Annotated in this window: 11 protein-coding genes; 9 read left to right on the forward strand and 2 right to left on the reverse strand. The window is 33.1% G+C overall.

Features of this window, described 5'->3' with window-relative positions; all coding sequences use genetic code 11:
• Window position 1: 1 nt before the first annotated feature.
• The 9 genes from glmS (at window position 2) to ACZ0AH_RS01430 (ending at window position 17,481) form a co-directional block, all read left to right on the forward strand.
• A complete protein-coding gene (glmS, locus tag ACZ0AH_RS01390) occupies window positions 2-1,849 on the forward strand; it encodes a glutamine--fructose-6-phosphate transaminase (isomerizing) (protein ID WP_463474108.1) in 1,848 nt (615 codons plus the stop codon).
• 143 nt (window positions 1,850-1,992) lie between these two features.
• Complete coding sequence (locus tag ACZ0AH_RS01395) at window positions 1,993-2,448, forward strand: T9SS type A sorting domain-containing protein (protein WP_463474109.1); 456 nt, start codon at window positions 1,993-1,995, stop codon at window positions 2,446-2,448.
• A 6-nt stretch (window positions 2,449-2,454) separates the two neighbouring features.
• On the forward strand, window positions 2,455-8,982 hold the full coding sequence (locus tag ACZ0AH_RS01400) for an RHS repeat-associated core domain-containing protein (protein WP_463474110.1): 6,528 nt from the start codon (window positions 2,455-2,457) through the stop codon (window positions 8,980-8,982).
• Complete coding sequence (locus tag ACZ0AH_RS01405) at window positions 8,966-9,370, forward strand: hypothetical protein (RefSeq protein ID WP_463474111.1); 405 nt, start codon at window positions 8,966-8,968, stop codon at window positions 9,368-9,370. Before ACZ0AH_RS01400 ends, ACZ0AH_RS01405 begins: the two co-directional genes overlap by 17 nt.
• Window positions 9,371-10,057: 687 nt before the next feature.
• Complete coding sequence (locus ACZ0AH_RS01410) at window positions 10,058-12,889, forward strand: TonB-dependent receptor domain-containing protein (protein ID WP_463474112.1); 2,832 nt, start codon at window positions 10,058-10,060, stop codon at window positions 12,887-12,889.
• A gap of 80 nt (window positions 12,890-12,969) precedes the next feature.
• The gene (locus ACZ0AH_RS01415) at window positions 12,970-14,538 is read left to right on the forward strand and encodes a G-D-S-L family lipolytic protein (RefSeq protein WP_463474113.1); all 1,569 of its coding nucleotides are present in this window, start codon (window positions 12,970-12,972) and stop codon (window positions 14,536-14,538) included.
• A 233-nt stretch (window positions 14,539-14,771) separates the two neighbouring features.
• Window positions 14,772-16,283 carry a F0F1 ATP synthase subunit beta gene (gene atpD, locus ACZ0AH_RS01420; RefSeq protein WP_127338959.1) on the forward strand — a complete coding sequence of 504 codons (1,512 nt, stop codon included), beginning with the start codon at window positions 14,772-14,774 and terminating at the stop codon, window positions 16,281-16,283.
• Window positions 16,284-16,364: 81 nt separating this feature from the next.
• Window positions 16,365-16,646, forward strand: a complete 282-nt coding sequence (locus tag ACZ0AH_RS01425; protein WP_463474114.1) for a F0F1 ATP synthase subunit delta/epsilon — start codon at window positions 16,365-16,367, stop codon at window positions 16,644-16,646.
• A 196-nt stretch (window positions 16,647-16,842) separates the two neighbouring features.
• On the forward strand, window positions 16,843-17,481 hold the full coding sequence (locus ACZ0AH_RS01430) for an NAD(P)-dependent oxidoreductase (RefSeq protein WP_463474115.1): 639 nt from the start codon (window positions 16,843-16,845) through the stop codon (window positions 17,479-17,481).
• 52 nt (window positions 17,482-17,533) lie between these two features.
• Here ACZ0AH_RS01430 and ACZ0AH_RS01435 read toward each other — a convergent pair whose 3' ends face one another.
• Window positions 17,534-17,743, reverse strand: coding sequence for a helix-turn-helix domain-containing protein (locus ACZ0AH_RS01435; protein ID WP_463474116.1), 210 nt, complete (start codon window positions 17,741-17,743; stop codon window positions 17,534-17,536).
• Between the two features lie 2 nt (window positions 17,744-17,745).
• The gene (locus ACZ0AH_RS01440; RefSeq protein ID WP_463474117.1) at window positions 17,746-18,618 is read right to left on the reverse strand and encodes a hypothetical protein; all 873 of its coding nucleotides are present in this window, start codon (window positions 18,616-18,618) and stop codon (window positions 17,746-17,748) included.
• Window positions 18,619-18,726: the final 108 nt, after the last annotated feature.

Genomic DNA, 18,726 nt, shown 5'->3' on the forward strand with positions numbered 1-18,726 from the left:
TATGTGTGGAATTGTTGGATATATCGGTCATAGAGAGGCGTATCCTATTGTTATCAAAGGATTAAAACGGCTCGAATACAGAGGTTATGATAGTGCTGGTGTTATGTTGTATGACGAATCAGGCGTAAAACTTTGTAAAACAAAAGGTAAGGTTTCAGATCTTGAAGCTAAAGCAAAAGATAATTTTACTACAAACGGAACTATAGGAATTGGACATACACGTTGGGCAACTCACGGGGTTCCAAATGATGTAAACTCACATCCACATCTTTCAAATTCAGGAGAATTGGTTATTATTCATAATGGAATCATTGAGAATTATGCACCACTTAAAGAAGAATTAATAAAAAGAGGTTATACTTTTAAATCAGATACAGATACTGAGGTTTTAGTAAATTTGATTGAAGAAGTTCAAAAGAAAGAAAATATAAAATTGGGTAAAGCCGTTCAGATTGCTTTAAATCAGGTAGTAGGAGCTTATGCAATTGCTGTTTTTGATAAAAAAAATCCAAACGAAATAGTTGCGGCAAGATTAGGAAGTCCATTGGCAATTGGTGTTGGAGAAGGAGAATTTTTTATTGCTTCTGATGCTTCCCCTTTTATTGAATATACTTCAAACGCTATTTATCTTGAAGACGGTGAAATGGCAAACATTAGATTGCACAAGCCTCTTAAAGTTAGAAAAATAAAAGATGATTCATTAGTAGATCCATATATTCAGGAACTTCAAATGAACCTGGAGCAAATTGAAAAAGGTGGTTACGATCACTTTATGCTTAAAGAAATCTATGAGCAGCCAAGTGTTATAAAAGATACGTACAGAGGAAGACTTCATGCAAATGAAGGAATTGTTCAGATGGCTGGTGTTGAGGATAATCTGGAGAAGTTCTTAAATGCTGACCGAATCATTATTGTAGCTTGCGGTACTTCATGGCACGCAGGTTTAGTAGCCGAATATATTTTTGAGGAGTTTACCCGTATTCCTGTTGAAGTAGAATATGCTTCTGAATTCAGATACAGAAATCCTATTATCAATAAAAATGATGTTGTAATCGCTATTTCTCAATCAGGAGAAACGGCTGATACGATGGCCGCTATTAAATTAGCAAAAGAAAACGGTGCTTTTGTTTTTGGAGTTTGTAATGTAGTAGGTTCTTCTATTTCAAGAGAAAGTCATGCTGGTGCTTATACACACGCAGGTCCTGAAATTGGAGTAGCTTCGACTAAAGCTTTTACTACGCAAATCACAGTTTTAACGATGATTGCATTGCGTTTAGGAAAAGCAAAAGGAACGTTGTCAAATACAGATTTTCATACCTATTTACAGGAATTGCAGATCATTCCTGAAAAAGTAGCTGAAGCATTAGAAACAAACGACAGAGCAAAAGAAATTGCTGCCGCTTTTAAAGATGCACCAAACTGTTTATACTTAGGTCGTGGTTATAATTTCCCGGTTGCGTTAGAAGGAGCGCTGAAACTTAAAGAGATCTCTTATATTCATGCTGAAGGGTATCCTGCTGCTGAAATGAAGCACGGTCCAATTGCCTTGATTGATGAGCATATGCCGGTTATCGTAATTGCACCTAAACAAGGTCATTATGATAAAATTGTAAGTAACATTCAGGAAATAAAATCAAGAAGCGGTAAAATTATTGCCGTGGTTACTAAAGGAGATACACAAGTTCGTGAATTAGCTGATTATGTAATCGAAATTCCTGAAACTTCAGATGCATTGTCTCCATTAATTACGACTATACCTTTGCAATTGCTTTCTTATTATATTGCAGTTATGAGAGGTTGTAATGTGGATCAGCCACGTAACTTAGCAAAATCAGTTACGGTAGAGTAGATTTTTATTAAATATATTATAAATGTTAAAAAAGCGAGATCTAGGTCTCGCTTTTTTTATGCGCGTTATTTTTAAATTAACATAATTTTTGTAGGATTTAAAATATAAAATATATATTTGTAAGAAATATTACACAATATAAAATGCATAAAATTATACTTATTGTTTTGGTTCACTTTTGCTTATTTACTCATGCACAACAAAAGCTCATCTTCAATTATGATCAGGCTGGAAATCAGATTTTAAGAGAATTGTGCTTATCCGGTTGTACACCATCTGCAAAGCATATTGATGATATTAAAGAAATAGAAGCCTTAACAGAAGATGATTTATTGAAATTTTCTCCTACAGATATCATATCCTATTATCCAAACCCGGTAAAAGAAGAATTGTATTTACAATGGGAACTGGCTCATGAAAATTACGTGACTTTAATTCAGGTGTACTCTGTGACTGGTCAGATTTTAAGAACCTATCAAGCCAATGAAAGATTTAACAGCCTTAATATTCCTTTTCAAAGTTATTCGACAGGTGTTTATATCATAACGCTATCTTATAAAAGCGGAGAAGAGAAAACCATTAAGATCATCAAACAATAAGCAGGCATGAAGAATTTTTATTTTACACTTATATTTTTAGTATTAGGTTTATTAGTTTCTGCTCAAGATAAGGAAGGTACCAATGTTAATGAGATAACCATAATAAAAAGAATTGATAGTGATACCGAAGTTGCGAAAAGCGCAACTTATAAAACAAGCTTAATTGCAAAGTCAATATCTCCTACAACTACTCCAACAGGTAGTTCTACTGAAGTTGGTGTGACAGAAGGACAATTATCTGTTTCATTAAATGGGAATGCAAGCTATACAATTCCTATTGCAATACCAAAGGGTATTAATGGTGTAGAGCCACAAATAAGTTTAAGTTACAGCAGTCAAAATGGATTGCGTGGGAATGCTGCCAGAGGTTGGAATGTTTCCGGAGTTTCCTCTATCACCAGAATTCCATCTACAAAATTTCACGATGGGGTAATTGATCCGGTTGATTTCAATGCATTAGATCGGTTTGCCTTAGATGGACAAAGATTAGTGGTGAAAAGTGGAACAGCAGGAGTTTATGGAGCGGACAAAACAGTTTATGAGACAGAATATTTTTCAAATATTAAAATTACTTCTTATGGAGTTTCTCCTTTTGGAGCAAACTATGGCCCAGCTTATTTTTTAGTAGAATATCCGGACGGATCTAAAGCATATTATGGCAATTCAACAAATTCCAGATCAATTATGGAATGGTCAATTTTATATTATGAAAATGCCTTAGGGCTTAGAATTAATTATAGTCATTTATTGCTAAATAATACTTTGTATATCGATAATATTAAATACGGAGCTTTAGGCGTTAACGCTTCTCCTAATGAAGTGAAATTTATTTATGAGGATAGAATTTTTCCTGAAAATGTTTATCTAGGAGGACAAAATGCCGTAAGAAGCAAAAAGATAAAAGAGATAAAAGTTATAACAAATGGAATTGGTTTTAGGAATTATAGCTTTTCATCCCCAGAAGGTGATCGTATAACTAAGGTAATAGAAACAAGTGGTGATGGAATAAAAAATTACAACCCGACGGTTTTTGATTATGACATGACTTCACAGGAAATGAAGTATTTAAATATAACAACTTCGTTAAACATTGGAAATCTAAAATCGTTAAATGTTGCGGCTGTTTCTGGTGATTTTGATGGTGATGGTAAGATGGATTGTTTAGTTTATCCAACAATTGGTGATGATACTAAAACAAAGTATTGGTTGTATGCTGGTATTGAATCAGGAAGTATGGTTAATATAGGTTTAGAACACAAAGTAGGGGCCTTTGAAGATATTTTTGCCGCTACAATTTTAAGTTCTGACAATAAAATTTTACCACAAGGTTGGGTTGTTGCAATGAAAACAAAAACAGATTCGGATTATACTTTTAGCGCATATAGTATGGTAAATTTCCTTGGAAGTGCTAATATTCAAAAGCAATATGATCGTGTTGTTAGTTTTCCAAAATCGGGTTACTATTCTTATTGCGGATCTTATTGCGATTCAAATCCAAAAGCAGGAGCTGTTTTTCCAAAAAAAGTTATTTCAGGAGATTTTAATGGAGATGGTTTAACAGATATTATTGCAATTGATATGCCGCATATCACAAGGGAGTTTTGTGACGATTATAATGGTTGCCTTTATGGAGATTATACTTCTAAAAAAGTTTATTTTATAGATTTAAAAAGAGACAATGCAACAAACTTTCTCACTCTTGCAGGGCAGCTAAATAATGTATTGTCTGGAACAACCAAAGTAGAAGTGGCAGATTTTAATGGAGATGGAAAATCTGATATTTATGTGTTTGATAGCGGTTTCTTGACAATTTATTCATTAGACGCAATAAATAAGCTCGTTGTTTTGTATAAAAATACTTATGCAGATAGTGCTATTTCAATTAGTTTACCTATTTTAATCGGAGACTATAATGGAGATGGAAAAGCAGATGTTATGATTCCAAAAGCACTTGGTTCGTCACAATGGTACAAATACACTTCAACAGGAAGTGCTATGATAAAAGAAGAGAAATCATATCAGGCCGTTTTTAATGGAAATGATTCCTATCAAACCTACAATTATATTGCCTCAGACTTTAATAATGATGGTAAAACAGATTTAATAAAAGTCAATAATTATACTGACAAAACAAATGGATACATTAGCATTTCATGTTATGAAAGTATAAATGGCGATTTTGTAAATAAGCCATTTTTAAGTGGTACGGGACCAAGAAGCGATCTTAATATTTATGCACTGCCTGTGTTTTTGCCTCAATCTTTGAATAGTTCAAATAGTTTAGGCAACAAAATTAATTCAACTCTTGAAATTGCTTTTTTTAATCAAAATCAAATTCATTTTTTTAACTCAGGCTACGATTATAAAAAGGCTAATTTATTGACAAATATTACAACAGGTAATGGAGTACAAGAGGCCATAACTTATATTCCATTAGACTCAAAATTTGCAAATACCTATCAAAATACAACTATTTACAAACCCAGCAAAGGAATTTCAAGCTACCCTAATTTAGATATTCTTATTGATCCTAATTTATACGTGGTTTCTAAATTAGAAAAACAAAGTAAGGATGTTTATAAGAAAAGGCTATTTGCATATTACGGTGCTGTGTCTAATTTAGAAGGTCTAGGGTTTATGGGTTTCCGATCAGTAAGTCAAACAGATTGGTTTAATGATACAACCCCTATGTTTTCAAACATAATAAAAAATGATATAGATTTAAGAGGAGTTAATATTGAGAATTATTTTGTTCAAGGATTTCGAGAGCCATTAATTACTACGCCCGATATTAAAACATCAAGTATAATCGTTAAAGGTCAGGGTATTGACTATATAGTAACTCAGTCTGATAACTTATTAGCTACACAAAGTATTGTATTAAAACCAAATACTTTAATAAAAGCAGGAAGTATATTTTCTGCAAAAATAAATGAAGGTGCTAATAACTCACCTAATACTCCAACGGATTTTATAACAAAAGCTATTTCGAGTTATGAAAGTAATCTTTTTACAAATAAAGTGTTCAAATTAAAAAATACTGCTATTAAGCAATCTAATACCCTTACTAATTCCAATAGTGAGGAATATACTGACTATGATGAATATAATAATGTTTTAAAATCTACCACTATTATAAAAGAGGGTTCTTCAATAATTCAAACTACCGTCTCAAATGTTGCCTATTATAATAATGCTTTAGGGGCAACTTATATTATTGGAAGACCATTGAGTAATTCACAAAGTGTTTCTATACCAAGTAGCACGATGAGTTCTGAAGAAAATTATGATTATAATTCCAGCGGACTTATTAAGCAAATTAAGAGAAAGGGAACGAATACTAATTTTATTACAGAAGATAATGATTATGATAGTTTCGGAAATATTATAAATAAAAGAATAACAGCTGTTGGTATGACACCAAGAGAAACTAGCTATGGATATGATTCTTCGGGTAGATTTTTAACAAAAGTTACAGACAAGGAAAAACTTTCTATATCATTTGTTTATAATCCAAACGGGACTTTAAAATCACAAACTAATCCTTATGCTTTGACTACATCATTTACTTATGATCCCTGGTTTAAAAAGCTTACGGCCACAGATGATAAGTTAAATAAGACAATAAGTTATGATTATAAAAGAAATGCTGAAAAAACTATTATTACAGTTACAACTGATGCTTTGGACGGAAGTGCAGCCGAAGAAACGTTTGACGATCTTGGACGAAAAATAAAATCAGGACAAAAGGTTATGAGTGGAAACTTTTCATATGTATCTTTTATGTATGATGTTTTTGATCGAAATTATAAAACGAGTGAACCTTATTTTGATGCAAACCCATCACAATGGAATGAGACTAAATTTGATATTTATAGTCGGCCAACGGAAAGCGAATTGTTTACTACAAGAAAAATAACTGTTTTATACGATGCACTAAAGTCGAGTATTACTGATGGCCAGAAAACAAAGAGTTTTGTAAAAAACGCTATTGGAAACATTATTTCTTCTACAGAAACTACAGGAGGAACAATTAAGTATGATTATTTTGCCAACGGGAACCTAAAACAAACGGATTATAATGGCGTAAAAATAGACATTGAGCAAGATGGATGGGGGCGAAAATCAGCTATAAAAGATCCGTCTGCTGGTACTTTTACCTATAAAAATAATGATCTGGGTGAGCTTGAAGTAGAAACTAGTAAAAATGGTGAAGTTGTAACCACTATTACTCGTGATAATAGTGGGAAACCAATCAAAAAAACAGTTATAGGTTCAGGTACAGAAACGGAAACAATCTATGATTACGATTCAACAACCCAACTACTTAACAAAGCAACTTTTAAAGATAAAAAAGAACCAACAGGAAGTAATGAAATTATTACCACTTATACTTATGATAATGTTTTTAAAAGAATATTAAAAATAGTTGAGGATAAAACGGGTATCTCAAAGTTTACCACTACTCTTACTTATGACGGATTAGAAAGAATAGATACCGAAACTAAATTAGGAGAATTAGGATCAAGAAAGATTAGTATGACTACACAAAGGAGATATAAAAATGGTAGTTTGTATCAAATTGTTGAGAATAATACTAAAAAAGTATTGTGGCAAATTAACGACTTAAATGCAAAAGGCCAAATATTGGAAAGTATTTTTGGGAATGGTATAAAAACTACCAATGAGTATGATAGTAATGGGTATATATCAAAAATACAATATGATAAAACAGCAGGTGTGATAGGGAATGTTTTGACGTTAAATACTAAATTCGATTTTAAAACAGATAATTTAAGTAACCGTACAAACAGTGCGTTTAATAATTATACAGAAAGTTTTAAGTATGATGAAATAGACAGGCTTAACGAATTTACTAATAAAGATGGCATCAAGGAAATACAAAATTATGAGGCATCCGGACAAATAAAAAACAATAATCTGGGGACATATAATTATGATAAAGTAAAGCCATATCAAAATACCTCTATTACTCTTATGCCAGAAGCGTACACATATTATGCAAATAGAGTAGGGACTTTTAATGATGGTACGAAAGAAAGAAAATTAGATATTACATATAATGCCTTCAAAAGCCCGTTGGAAATTACAGAAACGACTATAGACAAAATAAGCTTTACTTATAATGACAACAACCAACGAAGTACAATGTATTATGGTAGTTTAGATGATAAATTGCTAAGACCTTTGCGCAAACACTATTCTGCTGATGGGACAATGGAGATCAAAGAGAATACAAAAACTGGCAGTACTGAATTTGTTATTTACGTAGGTGGAGATGGTTATACCGCTCCTATAGTAGCAATGAATAATGGAATATATACAGCGCCAAATATTTTATATTTACACCGTGATTATCAAGGAACAATTCTTTCCATAACAGATGCCAGTGCAATTGTTATGGAAAAACGATTATTTGACGCCTGGGGGAGTTTAATAAAAGTGGAAGATAAAGCCGGTATTACCTTAAAAGGATTAACCATTCTAGATCGTGGTTATACTGGTCATGAACATTTGCAAAGTGTAGGACTCATAAATATGAATGCAAGGCTTTACGACCCAATGTTGCACAGATTCCTGCAGGTAGACAATTATATACAAGACCCAACTAATACTCAAAATTATAATCAATATGGTTATGTAGTAAACAATCCTTTAAAATATACAGATCCTAGTGGGAATACGTTTGGCGATGGTAAAGACTGTGTTAATTGCGGCAATAATAATTATCCGGTTTATAATCCTGATAAGATGCAAGATAATTCAGCTCTTGCCAATAGTATTAAAGGTTGGGTAGGTGGATGGGCCAGTGCCAGAAATATTGACGAAGCAGGTACTGCGATAGGAAAAGCCGCCAAAGATATGGGCAATTTTATTGGTAGAAACATCAGGTCACTTTTTGGAGGCAGTAAGAGTTCGGGGTCTGCGCCTAATATGAGTAGTTATGTCAATGTTAATAGTAATAATTCAAATTTTACAGATGTTGTAAGTAATCTAAATAAAAACAGCAATTTTATTGCAGAATCAATGTCAACAGGACTATGGGGAATTAACAGTGCAGTTGGTGGGGTATCTACTTATATGGTGGAAAGCGCTCAGTTTTATAAAATGAATGAAGTTTGGCATGTAACTAAAACTGCCGGAACGAGTTTTTTTTGGCAAGCGAGATGGAAAAACTCCGGAGCAATTTATCATAGAGCAAATCAAATTGCTAGAGTTCAAAACGCAAGGAACCTCTCAACAAAATTAACAAAGGTTGGAGGTGTATTGCTGGTAGCTGATATAGCTCTTTCAGGAGAAATAAAGCCATCTCATGTGATAAATGGTATGATGCTTGGAGCATCAACAACAGGTGTAGGTTCTATACTAGCAGGAGCTTGGTTTATAGCTGATTTTGGAGTATTGGGTATAAATTATTTTATTTATGACGAGAGGAAAGGACTTGGTGATATGATTGATGAAAGTAGTTTTGGAAAAGCAACAACAATAAAAATGTATGAAGGATTATATTAATAAAATTAATTTTCCAGTTTTAGATATTTCGATAGATAAATGGAATGACGAAAATATAAGCGAAATAATATTTTATGACGTTTATTTTCGCAATAAATCGTATGAATTATTTGAAGAGTTTCGATTAAATCATAAGGTTGTGGATAGTAAAGGAAATGTATTTAGAATTATTAGACTTCAAAGTAAAAAGACAAGTTGGATTAATTTTTTTGTAAAACCTAAACAGGAAATTATATTCGAGTTTTTAAGTGAAAAAGCCAACTTAGATGATTTGAAAATTTTTATGTTAAATAAAATAAATAGCCTTGAAGTGAATGTATATAAGTTTAAGTGGATGGAAAGTGTTAAAAAAGCTAAAAATTTTAAGGAGTTAATAGGAGGAGTGTAAATTAGAAAGTTATTCAAAGTTCAAAAAGTGCTATAAATGTAGTTTTAGATTTTAGTTATTATGCTAAGATTACACTTTAGATGGTTCATGTTTTATAATTACTTGTTTGTATTCAAGTAATATTGATAAAATACTAGAAGAAAATTTTAAAGTTGAGATAACAACTGAAAAAGTTTTTTATCCTAATAATTAGACTTGCTGAAAATTAAATGTAACATACAAAAATCTTAATTATAATTTGATCAGTGCAAGTTTAGTGCTTCTTAAAATGCTGGATCATTTTTATTTTTCGAAGTAAAATATTGTGGGTTAGCAGAAAATTGAAATTTAGTAGATAAATAAAAAATTTTAGTGTTGTATTACTTTTTGACGGTAAATGCAAACATTCTTCATAACGTATAAATGTTAAAAAGCGAGATTTAGGTCTCGCTTTTTTTTATTGTCAAATTTTTTTTCTTACGTATGTATTTTTGTTAAATCCTCATTTTTTTTCTTAAAAATAATATGTATGCATAGTAATTTAGCTTTTGTGTGTTTGTTGTTTGATTTTAATTTAATAAAACCAACTGACGAATAGTTAAAATACTTGCTAAAAACATAGTAAATATTAATTTTTTTTAACGTTTTTTTATTAATATTAAAAATATTTGTATTTTGGCTAGATAAACTAACCAAAAACAAAACCTAATGAGAGTGTATTTACTAATTATGTTGTTTTTCAGCGGAATAACTTTTGCGCAGAATTCAATTACTGGTTCTGTTACCGATGGTAACAAACAATCTATCCCTGGTGCCAATGTTGTCGTAGTAGGGGAACGAAGCGGTACTTCGACTGACTTTGATGGTACTTTTATCTTAAAAACTTCTGCTAAACCACCCTTTACAATTAAAGTATCGGCAGTAGGGTTTTTGTCTAAGACGATAAGTGTTACATCAACAACACAACCTGTAAATGTAGTCTTAAGTGACGAAGAGAATAAACTGGATGAAATCGTAGTTTCGGCTTCAAGAACTCCGGAACGCGTTTTGGAATCTCCTGTTACTATTGAAAGAATGGGTATTCAGGATATTAAAAAAACAGCTTCACCATCTTTTTATGATGGTATGGAGAATATGAAAGAGGTTCAGATGAACACGAGTAGTATGACCTTTAAGTCTGTAAATACCAGAGGATTTGCTACTGTTGCCAATACTCGTTTTATGCAGTTGGTTGATGGTATGGATAATTCATCTCCGTTATTAAACTTTGTTTTAGGAAACATGATTGGTGTTTCGGAAATTGATGTTCAGAGTGTGGAATTATTGCCTGGAGCATCTTCTGCTTTATACGGTGCCAACGCTTTTAACGGAATTTTATTCATGAATAGCAAGAGCCCTTTTACTTCACAGGGTATTTCAACGTATTTAAAAGTTGGTCAAACTTCTCAGGATGCAGCCGGTACTAATGGTTATTATGATTTTGGAATAAGATTAGCTCATGCTTTTAATAAATATTTTGCTGCTAAAGCAAACTTTACTTATATGCAGGCTACTGATTGGTATGCAACTGATTATAATGATAAAACTACACCCGGAATAGATAGAACAAATCCTAACTACGAAGGTGTAAACGTTTATGGTGACGAGGTTTCTACAAACATAAAAAGTGTTGGTCAGTCATTAGCGAGTTTAGGATTAATTCCTGCCGGTGCTGTAAATTTATTGCCAAATAGTAATGTGAGCAGAACAGGTTATAACGAAGTTGATCTTACAGACAATAAAGCCGGTAATACTAAAATTGATTTCTCTCTTCACGGAAGACCTTTTGGAGATGAAAGATTAGAGATTATCTGGCAAAGTAAATTTGGTTTTGGTAATGCTGTTTATCAAGGTGCAAACAGATATTACCTGAACAATTTTAATATGCAGCAGCATAAAATTGAAGTTAAAGGAAAGAATTTTTTCGTAAGAGGATATACAACTTCTGAAGATGGAGGACATTCTTATGATATGGTATTTACAGGAATAAATGTAGATAGAAAATGGAAAGACGATAAAACCTGGTTTGGAGAATATGCGGGTGCATATGTTAAGTCTACTTTAGGTGGTGCCACTCCGGAACAAGCTCACGCAATTGCAAGAACTACTGCTGATACTGGACGTTTTTTACCAGGAACATCGCAATTTAAAAATGCTTTCAATCAGGTAATTAATGACGAAAGTGTATTAACAGGTTCAAAATTGGTTGATAATTCAAGAATTTACCATTCAGATGCAAACTATAATTTTAGAGATATAATAAAATTTGCTGAAATTCAGGTTGGAGGATCTTTTAGATTGTATGAATTGAATTCACACGGTAGAATTTATACAGATGCAGATGGTCCTATTAATTATAATGAATATGGAGCTTATACACAATTGGCTAAAAAATTCATGGATGACAGATTGAAATTTACAGGATCTATTCGTTATGATAAATCAAAAAATTTCGACGGAAACTTCTCTCCTAGATTAGCACTTGTATATTCTGCAGGAGAAAAGAAAAACCATAATTTCAGAGGATCTTTTCAAACAGGTTTCAGAAATCCATCTACACAAGATCAATATATAGGTTTCAATATCGGAAACGCTGTTTTGATTGGTTCAGCTCCGGACAACTTAGCAAGATTTAGTGAAACTTTTAGCCTTAGTCCTGAAGGTCAGGCTTACAGTGGTGGAAACGCAACTAAAATTATGACAGGGAATGATGCTTACAACAATTCTTATGTAGCAAGTTCAGTAACTGCATTTGCCGCATTGGCAGGAAGTAATCCAGTTGGTGCTGCTGCATTGTTGACGAAAGCAAGTGCAAATTATGTAAAACCAGAACAAGTAAAAGCTTTTGAATTAGGATATCGTTCTGTTTATGATGGTTTTTCAATAGATATAAACGGATATTATAATGTCTACAATGATTTTATTGGTAATCTTAATGTTATTTCTACTTATTATGGAACGGCTCAGGATAATCCTAATCTTGCAGCTGGACCAACCGATGCAGGATTTCAATCCGTACGTGCTATTCAAAACGGAGAATACAGAGCTTATCAGTTGTATACTAATTCAGATGTAGAAATTCATTCTCTTGGTTTTGGTATTGGCCTTTCAAGAAAAGTAATTGCTGATTTCGAAGTAGGCGTAAATTATAATTATGCTCAGTTTGATTTTGATCAGGCAGAAGATCCAAGTTTTGAAGCTGGTTTTAATACGCCAAAACACAGAATTAAAGCGTCTATTGGAAATGAGAAATTATTCAAAAACTTCGGATTCAACGTTAGCGGAAGATGGAATAGCGAATACATGTGGGAATCAAATTTTGCCGATGGATTAATTAAATCAGCTACAGTAATTGATGCGCAGATTAATTATGCATTGCCAGTATTGAAATCAGTATTCAAATTAGGAGCTGCAAATATTGGAGGAAAAGAATATACGCAGGTAATTGGTGCCGGAGCAATCGGTCAGCAGTTTTTTGCTTCATGGACAATCAATCCGTAATTGAAAATTTTCAAATAAAACAAAAACGTTATTTCTTTTCTTGAAGAATTAAAAAGAAATAATTTTAAAATATATAAATTATGATAAAAAATTTCAAATGGCTCTTATTGGTTTCGTTAACCTTTGCAGCCTGTAATAGTGATGATGCTCCGGTAACTGTAGTGGATTCATCTGATGGATTGCCATTGACTGCCGGAAGCGCTGATTTTTCAAAATATGTAGCTCTGGGAAATTCCTTGACTTCTGGTTTTAGTGATGGTGCATTATTTAAAAAAGGACAAGAAGGAGCTTATACCAATATATTGGCACAACAATTTAAACTTGTTGGAGGAGGCGAATTCAAAATTCCTTATACAAATGATAATATTGGAGGTTTGCTTTTTGGCGGACAAGTAAATCCAGCTTTTGGACCAAGGTTATATTTTAACGGTTCAGCGCCAGTTCCTGTAGTAGGAGCTTCAACTACCGAAGTTTTAAATCCTGCAATTGCCGCCGCAGGTCCTTATAATAATACAGGTGTTCCAGGAGCTAAAAGTTTTCATTTGCTGTCTCCAACTTATGGTGCGGCAGCTGGTTTGGCAAACGGAACAGCAAATCCGTATTATGTACGTTTTGCACCTAACGGATCTACTTCGGTTTTGGCTTATGCAATGAGTCAGGCGCCAACATTCTTTTCTTTATGGATAGGAAATAATGATGTACTTGGATATGCAACTTCAGGTGGAGACGGTACAAACCCAATTACTCCCGCTACCGGAGCTCCGGGCGTTGGTTTCGACGGAACTTATGCAGCTCTTGTGACTACATTAACTTCAACAGGAGCAAAAGGGGTTGTGGCTAATATTCCTTATGTAACATCGCTTCCGTTTTTCAAGACCGTTCCCTATAATCCTTTAACGGCTAAAGTTTTAGGAGCTGGCAATGAAGCTATAGGTACTGCAACAATTAGTGCATTGAACGCACAATTATATGGTCCTTTAAAACAAGCATTAACCGCTTTTGGAGCCCCAACAAGAATTGGTTTGTTGTCTGCAACAGGATCAAACCCATTATTGATAAAAGACGAATCGCTGACAAATTTATCAGCACAGCTTACGGCTGCTTTTACACCTACATTGGGTGCACAGACTGCGGCTTTTTACGGAGCTATTTTTGGACAGGCACGTCAGGCGACTGCGGCTGATTTGGTTTTATTGACTACACAAACAGCTATTGGTGCAGCACCAACGGCTGCAAATTCAGGATTAGGAATAGCACCGCCTGCACCTTTAGATAAATTTGGAATTACATTTCCTTTACAAGACAAATATGTTTTAATTCCAACAGAAATTGCAGAGTTAAAAACAGCAACAGATGCATTTAATGGAACTATAAAATCACTAGCCGAATCTAAAGGCCTGGCTTTTGTAGATGCCAATGCATTTCTGAATCAAATTGATAATGGCGGAATAGTTGCTAATAATTTCACAATGACATCCACATTCGTAACCGGAGGAACTTTTTCATTAGATGGCGTTCATCCTTCGCCAAGAGGTTATGCTTTTATCGCAAATAAATTTATTGAAGCTATAAATGCTAAATACGGATCAAACCTGAAAGGGGTAGATGTGGGTAATTATCCAATTCTATATCCTGCAGTATTGCCATAAAGCCAATTTTTTTAGTAAGAAAGTCACTCGTTTCCAAAATGTAGTGACTTTTTTTTATTTTGTTAAAAAATGCTTTTTTAGCTTTTTGTAGCCTGAGTTTTAGGAATCAAACAAAAACGTAGTATTTTTTATAAAAAAAATATTGATTTTATATTTTAAAAAATTATCTTTGCGCTCTGAAAAAAGAGGTATTTTCGATAAACCTAAATAGCTATTTAATAAATACATAAGTAATGTCAAAAGTAATAGGAAAAGTTGCTCAAATCATTGGACCAGTAGTTGACGTAGTTTTCAACGGTAAGGATGTTGAACTTCCAAAAATTTATGATTCACTAGAAATCACTAAAAAAGACGGAACATTGTTAGTTCTAGAAGTGCAATCTCACATTGGAGAAAACACTGTTCGTACCATTTCTATGGACTCTACAGACGGTTTGTCAAGAGGATATGAAGTAGTTGGAACAGGAAATCCAATCCAAATGCCAATCGGTCCAGATGTATATGGAAGATTATTTAATGTAATTGGAGATGCAATTGATGGTTTAGGAAACTTGCCAAAAACAGGAGAATTTGGTTTGTCTATTCACAGACAAGCTCCTAAATTTGAAGATCTTTCAACTTCATCAGAAGTTTTATTCACAGGTATCAAAGTAATCGATTTGATTGAGCCTTATGCAAAAGGAGGAAAAATTGGATTGTTTGGTGGTGCTGGTGTTGGTAAAACAGTATTGATTCAGGAGTTGATCAACAATATCGCAAAAGGTCACGGTGGACTTTCAGTATTCGCAGGAGTAGGAGAAAGAACACGTGAAGGAAATGACTTGCTTCGTGAGATGTTAGAGTCAGGAATTATAAAATACGGTGATGATTTCATGCACTCTATGGAAAATGGAGGATGGGATTTATCTAAAGTAGATATGCCGGGAATGAGAGAGTCTAAAGCGACTTTCGTTTTCGGACAAATGAATGAGCCTCCTGGAGCTCGTGCACGTGTGGCACTTTCAGGATTATCTATCGCTGAGTATTTCCGTGATGGAGCCGGAACAGATCAGGGGAAAGACGTATTGTTTTTCGTTGATAACATCTTCCGTTTTACACAAGCAGGTTCTGAGGTATCAGCACTTTTAGGGCGTATGCCTTCTGCAGTAGGATACCAACCAACTTTGGCAACAGAGATGGGAGCTATGCAAGAGCGTATTACATCTACAAACAAAGGATCTATTACATCTGTACAAGCGGTTTACGTTCCTGCGGATGACTTAACGGATCCAGCACCGGCAACAACGTTTGCTCACTTAGATGCTACAACAGTATTGTCTCGTAAAATTGCTGAGTTAGGTATTTATCCAGCGGTTGACCCGTTAGATTCTACTTCAAGAATTTTGACTCCTCAAATTTTAGGAGCAGAGCACTACGACTGTGCACAAAGAGTAAAAGAAATTCTTCAAAAATACAAACAATTGCAAGATATTATTGCGATCCTTGGTATGGAAGAATTATCAGAAGAAGATAAATTATCAGTATCAAGAGCACGTCGTGTTCAACGTTTCTTATCTCAGCCTTTCCACGTAGCGGAGCAATTTACAGGTATTCCTGGAGTTTTGGTTGATATTAAAGATACTATAAAAGGATTCAACATGATTATCGACGGTGAGTTAGATCATCTTCCTGAAGCAGCTTTCAACTTGAAAGGTTCTATCCAGGATGCTATCGAAGCTGGAGAAAAAATGTTGGCTGAAGCTTAATATAATTATGAATTATGAGTTATAAATTATGAGTTTCAACTCACTTATAACTCATAACTTATAACTCATAACTAAAAAAAGATGATTTTAGAAATAGTATCACCAGAAGCAAAATTATTTTCAGGAGAAGTAACATCAGTTACATTACCTGGAGTTGATGGAAGCTTTCAAATATTGAATAATCACGCTCCTATTGTTTCTATTCTGGAAAAAGGAACTGTAAAAATTGCAGCTCCAAAATTTAGTTTTTCTAAAGATGTAGCGAGCAAATTCACGAGAGTAAATGACCAAACCTATACATTAGAGATCAATTCAGGTACAATCGAGATGAAAGATAATAAAGTAATTGTTTTAGTTGACTAAGACAATTTCAAAATAAGTTTAGAAGCCATTCACCGCGGTGAATGGCTTTTTGTTTTTAATAATTTAGTACTTTTGAAGTATTAGAATCTCTTTATAAAATATTGATCGTTATAAAAGCACAATAAGCTTTTGTTATTTCGTTTTATCATATTGATAAAGCGTGATTTATCTATGTCAAATTTTATAAAGAATACAGATGAAAACTATATATAAAGTTGCCGTTTTAGGCGGTGGAGGAAGAACTGGAAATTATCTTGTAAACCAGTTATTAAAGAAAGGATTTAGCATAAAACTTCTGCTGCGACATCCTGAGAATTTTACCATTCAAAACAATCAAATCGAAATTATCAAAGGCGATGCCATTGATATCGAATCCATAAAATTATTACTTCAGGATTGTCAGGCTGTGATTAGTACAGTTGGCCAGCGAAAAGACGAACCTCTTGTGGCAAGTTCAGCGACAAATAATATCTTGAATGTAATGAACGATTACGGAATAGAATGTTATGTTTTATTGGCCGGATTAAACATTGATACACCATTCGATAAAAAAAGTGCCAAAACCCAAATGGCAACAGATTGGATGAAAACAAACTTTCCTGTAATTCAGGAAGACCGACAAAAAGCCTATGATTTATTAGAACAAAGTAATGTAAACTGGACTCAGATTCGGGTTCCGTTTATTGAATTTACAGATGAAAGTTCTGAGATTTCAGTAAATCTGGAAGATTGCCTGGGAGATAAAATCAGTGCACATGATATTGCAAATTTTATGATTCAGGAAATGACTGAGTCAAAATTTAGCAGACAATCGCCTTTTATAAGTGCCATTTAAAAATTAGATAAAAAAAACAGCGAGTTATAACAACTCGCTGTTTTAATTAAAATTATTCTTCCTTCACAAACTCCATAATGTCTCCGGGTTGACATTCAAGAACTTCACAGATAAGTTCTAAAGTCGAAAACCGAATAGCCTTTGCTTTTCCTGTTTTCAAAATAGAAAGGTTTGCATTTGTAATACCAATTCGGTCTGCTAATTCATTTAAACGCATTTTTCTTTTGGCAAGCATCACATCAAGATTTACAATGATTGGCATAGTTATATTGTTAATTCATTTTCTTCTTCTAGTTTTCTTCCTCTTTCTATTAATTTGGTTAGCAATACTAATACGCTGCCTAAAAAAAGGATATAAATCTGTACATCAATAGTAGGATTAAATGAAACTGCTATGTTTTCGAAATAGGTGTTTTGCAAAGATGCTAAGATTTGAGGTTTTATCATTACAATTCCAAATAATTTTATATCAATAAAGATATAAATTAGAGGGATTAATTGTGAAAAAAGTAGCAAATAACCAAGTTTGGAAATATATCTGGAAAGAATTTTTGAAAAATAAATTTCTTTAGACAGTTCTTTTAAAATTAATACTAAGAAATACATTTCCAGAAAATGAAAAAGAGAATTTAGATACCCTCTTAATATTAACGCTATGTTTGTCAAAGTACTTGTGGTTTTTATTTTTAAATATTGAGAATCTCCGTAATGTTCGTATTTAATAAATTGGAAAAAACCAGGTTTCCGATTTTTATAATTTCCATTTTCATCAACACTTGTATAAGTAGTTTCTTCCATAGGGCTTGCATTATAGAGATTTATGGCTTTTACTTTTTTATTTTCTTTTAAAAAAATATTGTTTACAGGCGGATATGTGTCTTCTGCGATTGGAGTAGCGTATTTTTGATTCATTTTGATAGAATCTGGAATTTTCAAGGTCAATGTAACAGGTACTAAAGATCCTTCTGAATTTTTATTTCCGATAAAAAAAGTGCCACCGCCGATTTTACTAATATATTGTCCATCGTTGCCAAAGAATCTTGCAGATATTCCAATAATAAAATAAGTAACAGTAAAAAACAATATAGTTGATACAGCAAAATATAAAAATGAGGCAAAGAATTTGGTTGTTTTCATAGAGATTAAGTTTTTATTTGGTGTAAATATATAAAAATTATCGATAAACAATAAAAAATAGACTATAAACAATGTTTTTTTTGAAAAGCTATGGACGCGGTTTTCTTA

The organism is Flavobacterium sp. AC105, assembly GCF_979258495.1.

Excerpts from the sequence above, each read along its gene's own strand:
- glmS (WP_463474108.1), top strand. The coding sequence starts at position 2 with ATGTGTGGAATTGTTGGATATATCGGTCATAGAGAGGCGTATCCTATT.
- ACZ0AH_RS01395 (WP_463474109.1), top strand. The coding sequence starts at position 1,993 with ATGCATAAAATTATACTTATTGTTTTGGTTCACTTTTGCTTATTTACT.
- ACZ0AH_RS01400 (WP_463474110.1), top strand. The coding sequence starts at position 2,455 with ATGAAGAATTTTTATTTTACACTTATATTTTTAGTATTAGGTTTATTA.
- ACZ0AH_RS01405 (WP_463474111.1), top strand. The coding sequence starts at position 8,966 with ATGAAGGATTATATTAATAAAATTAATTTTCCAGTTTTAGATATTTCG.
- ACZ0AH_RS01410 (WP_463474112.1), top strand. The coding sequence starts at position 10,058 with ATGAGAGTGTATTTACTAATTATGTTGTTTTTCAGCGGAATAACTTTT.
- ACZ0AH_RS01415 (WP_463474113.1), top strand. The coding sequence starts at position 12,970 with ATGATAAAAAATTTCAAATGGCTCTTATTGGTTTCGTTAACCTTTGCA.
- atpD (WP_127338959.1), top strand. The coding sequence starts at position 14,772 with ATGTCAAAAGTAATAGGAAAAGTTGCTCAAATCATTGGACCAGTAGTT.
- ACZ0AH_RS01425 (WP_463474114.1), top strand. The coding sequence starts at position 16,365 with ATGATTTTAGAAATAGTATCACCAGAAGCAAAATTATTTTCAGGAGAA.
- ACZ0AH_RS01430 (WP_463474115.1), top strand. The coding sequence starts at position 16,843 with ATGAAAACTATATATAAAGTTGCCGTTTTAGGCGGTGGAGGAAGAACT.
- ACZ0AH_RS01435 (WP_463474116.1), bottom strand. The coding sequence starts at position 17,743 with ATGCCAATCATTGTAAATCTTGATGTGATGCTTGCCAAAAGAAAAATG.
- ACZ0AH_RS01440 (WP_463474117.1), bottom strand. The coding sequence starts at position 18,618 with ATGAAAACAACCAAATTCTTTGCCTCATTTTTATATTTTGCTGTATCA.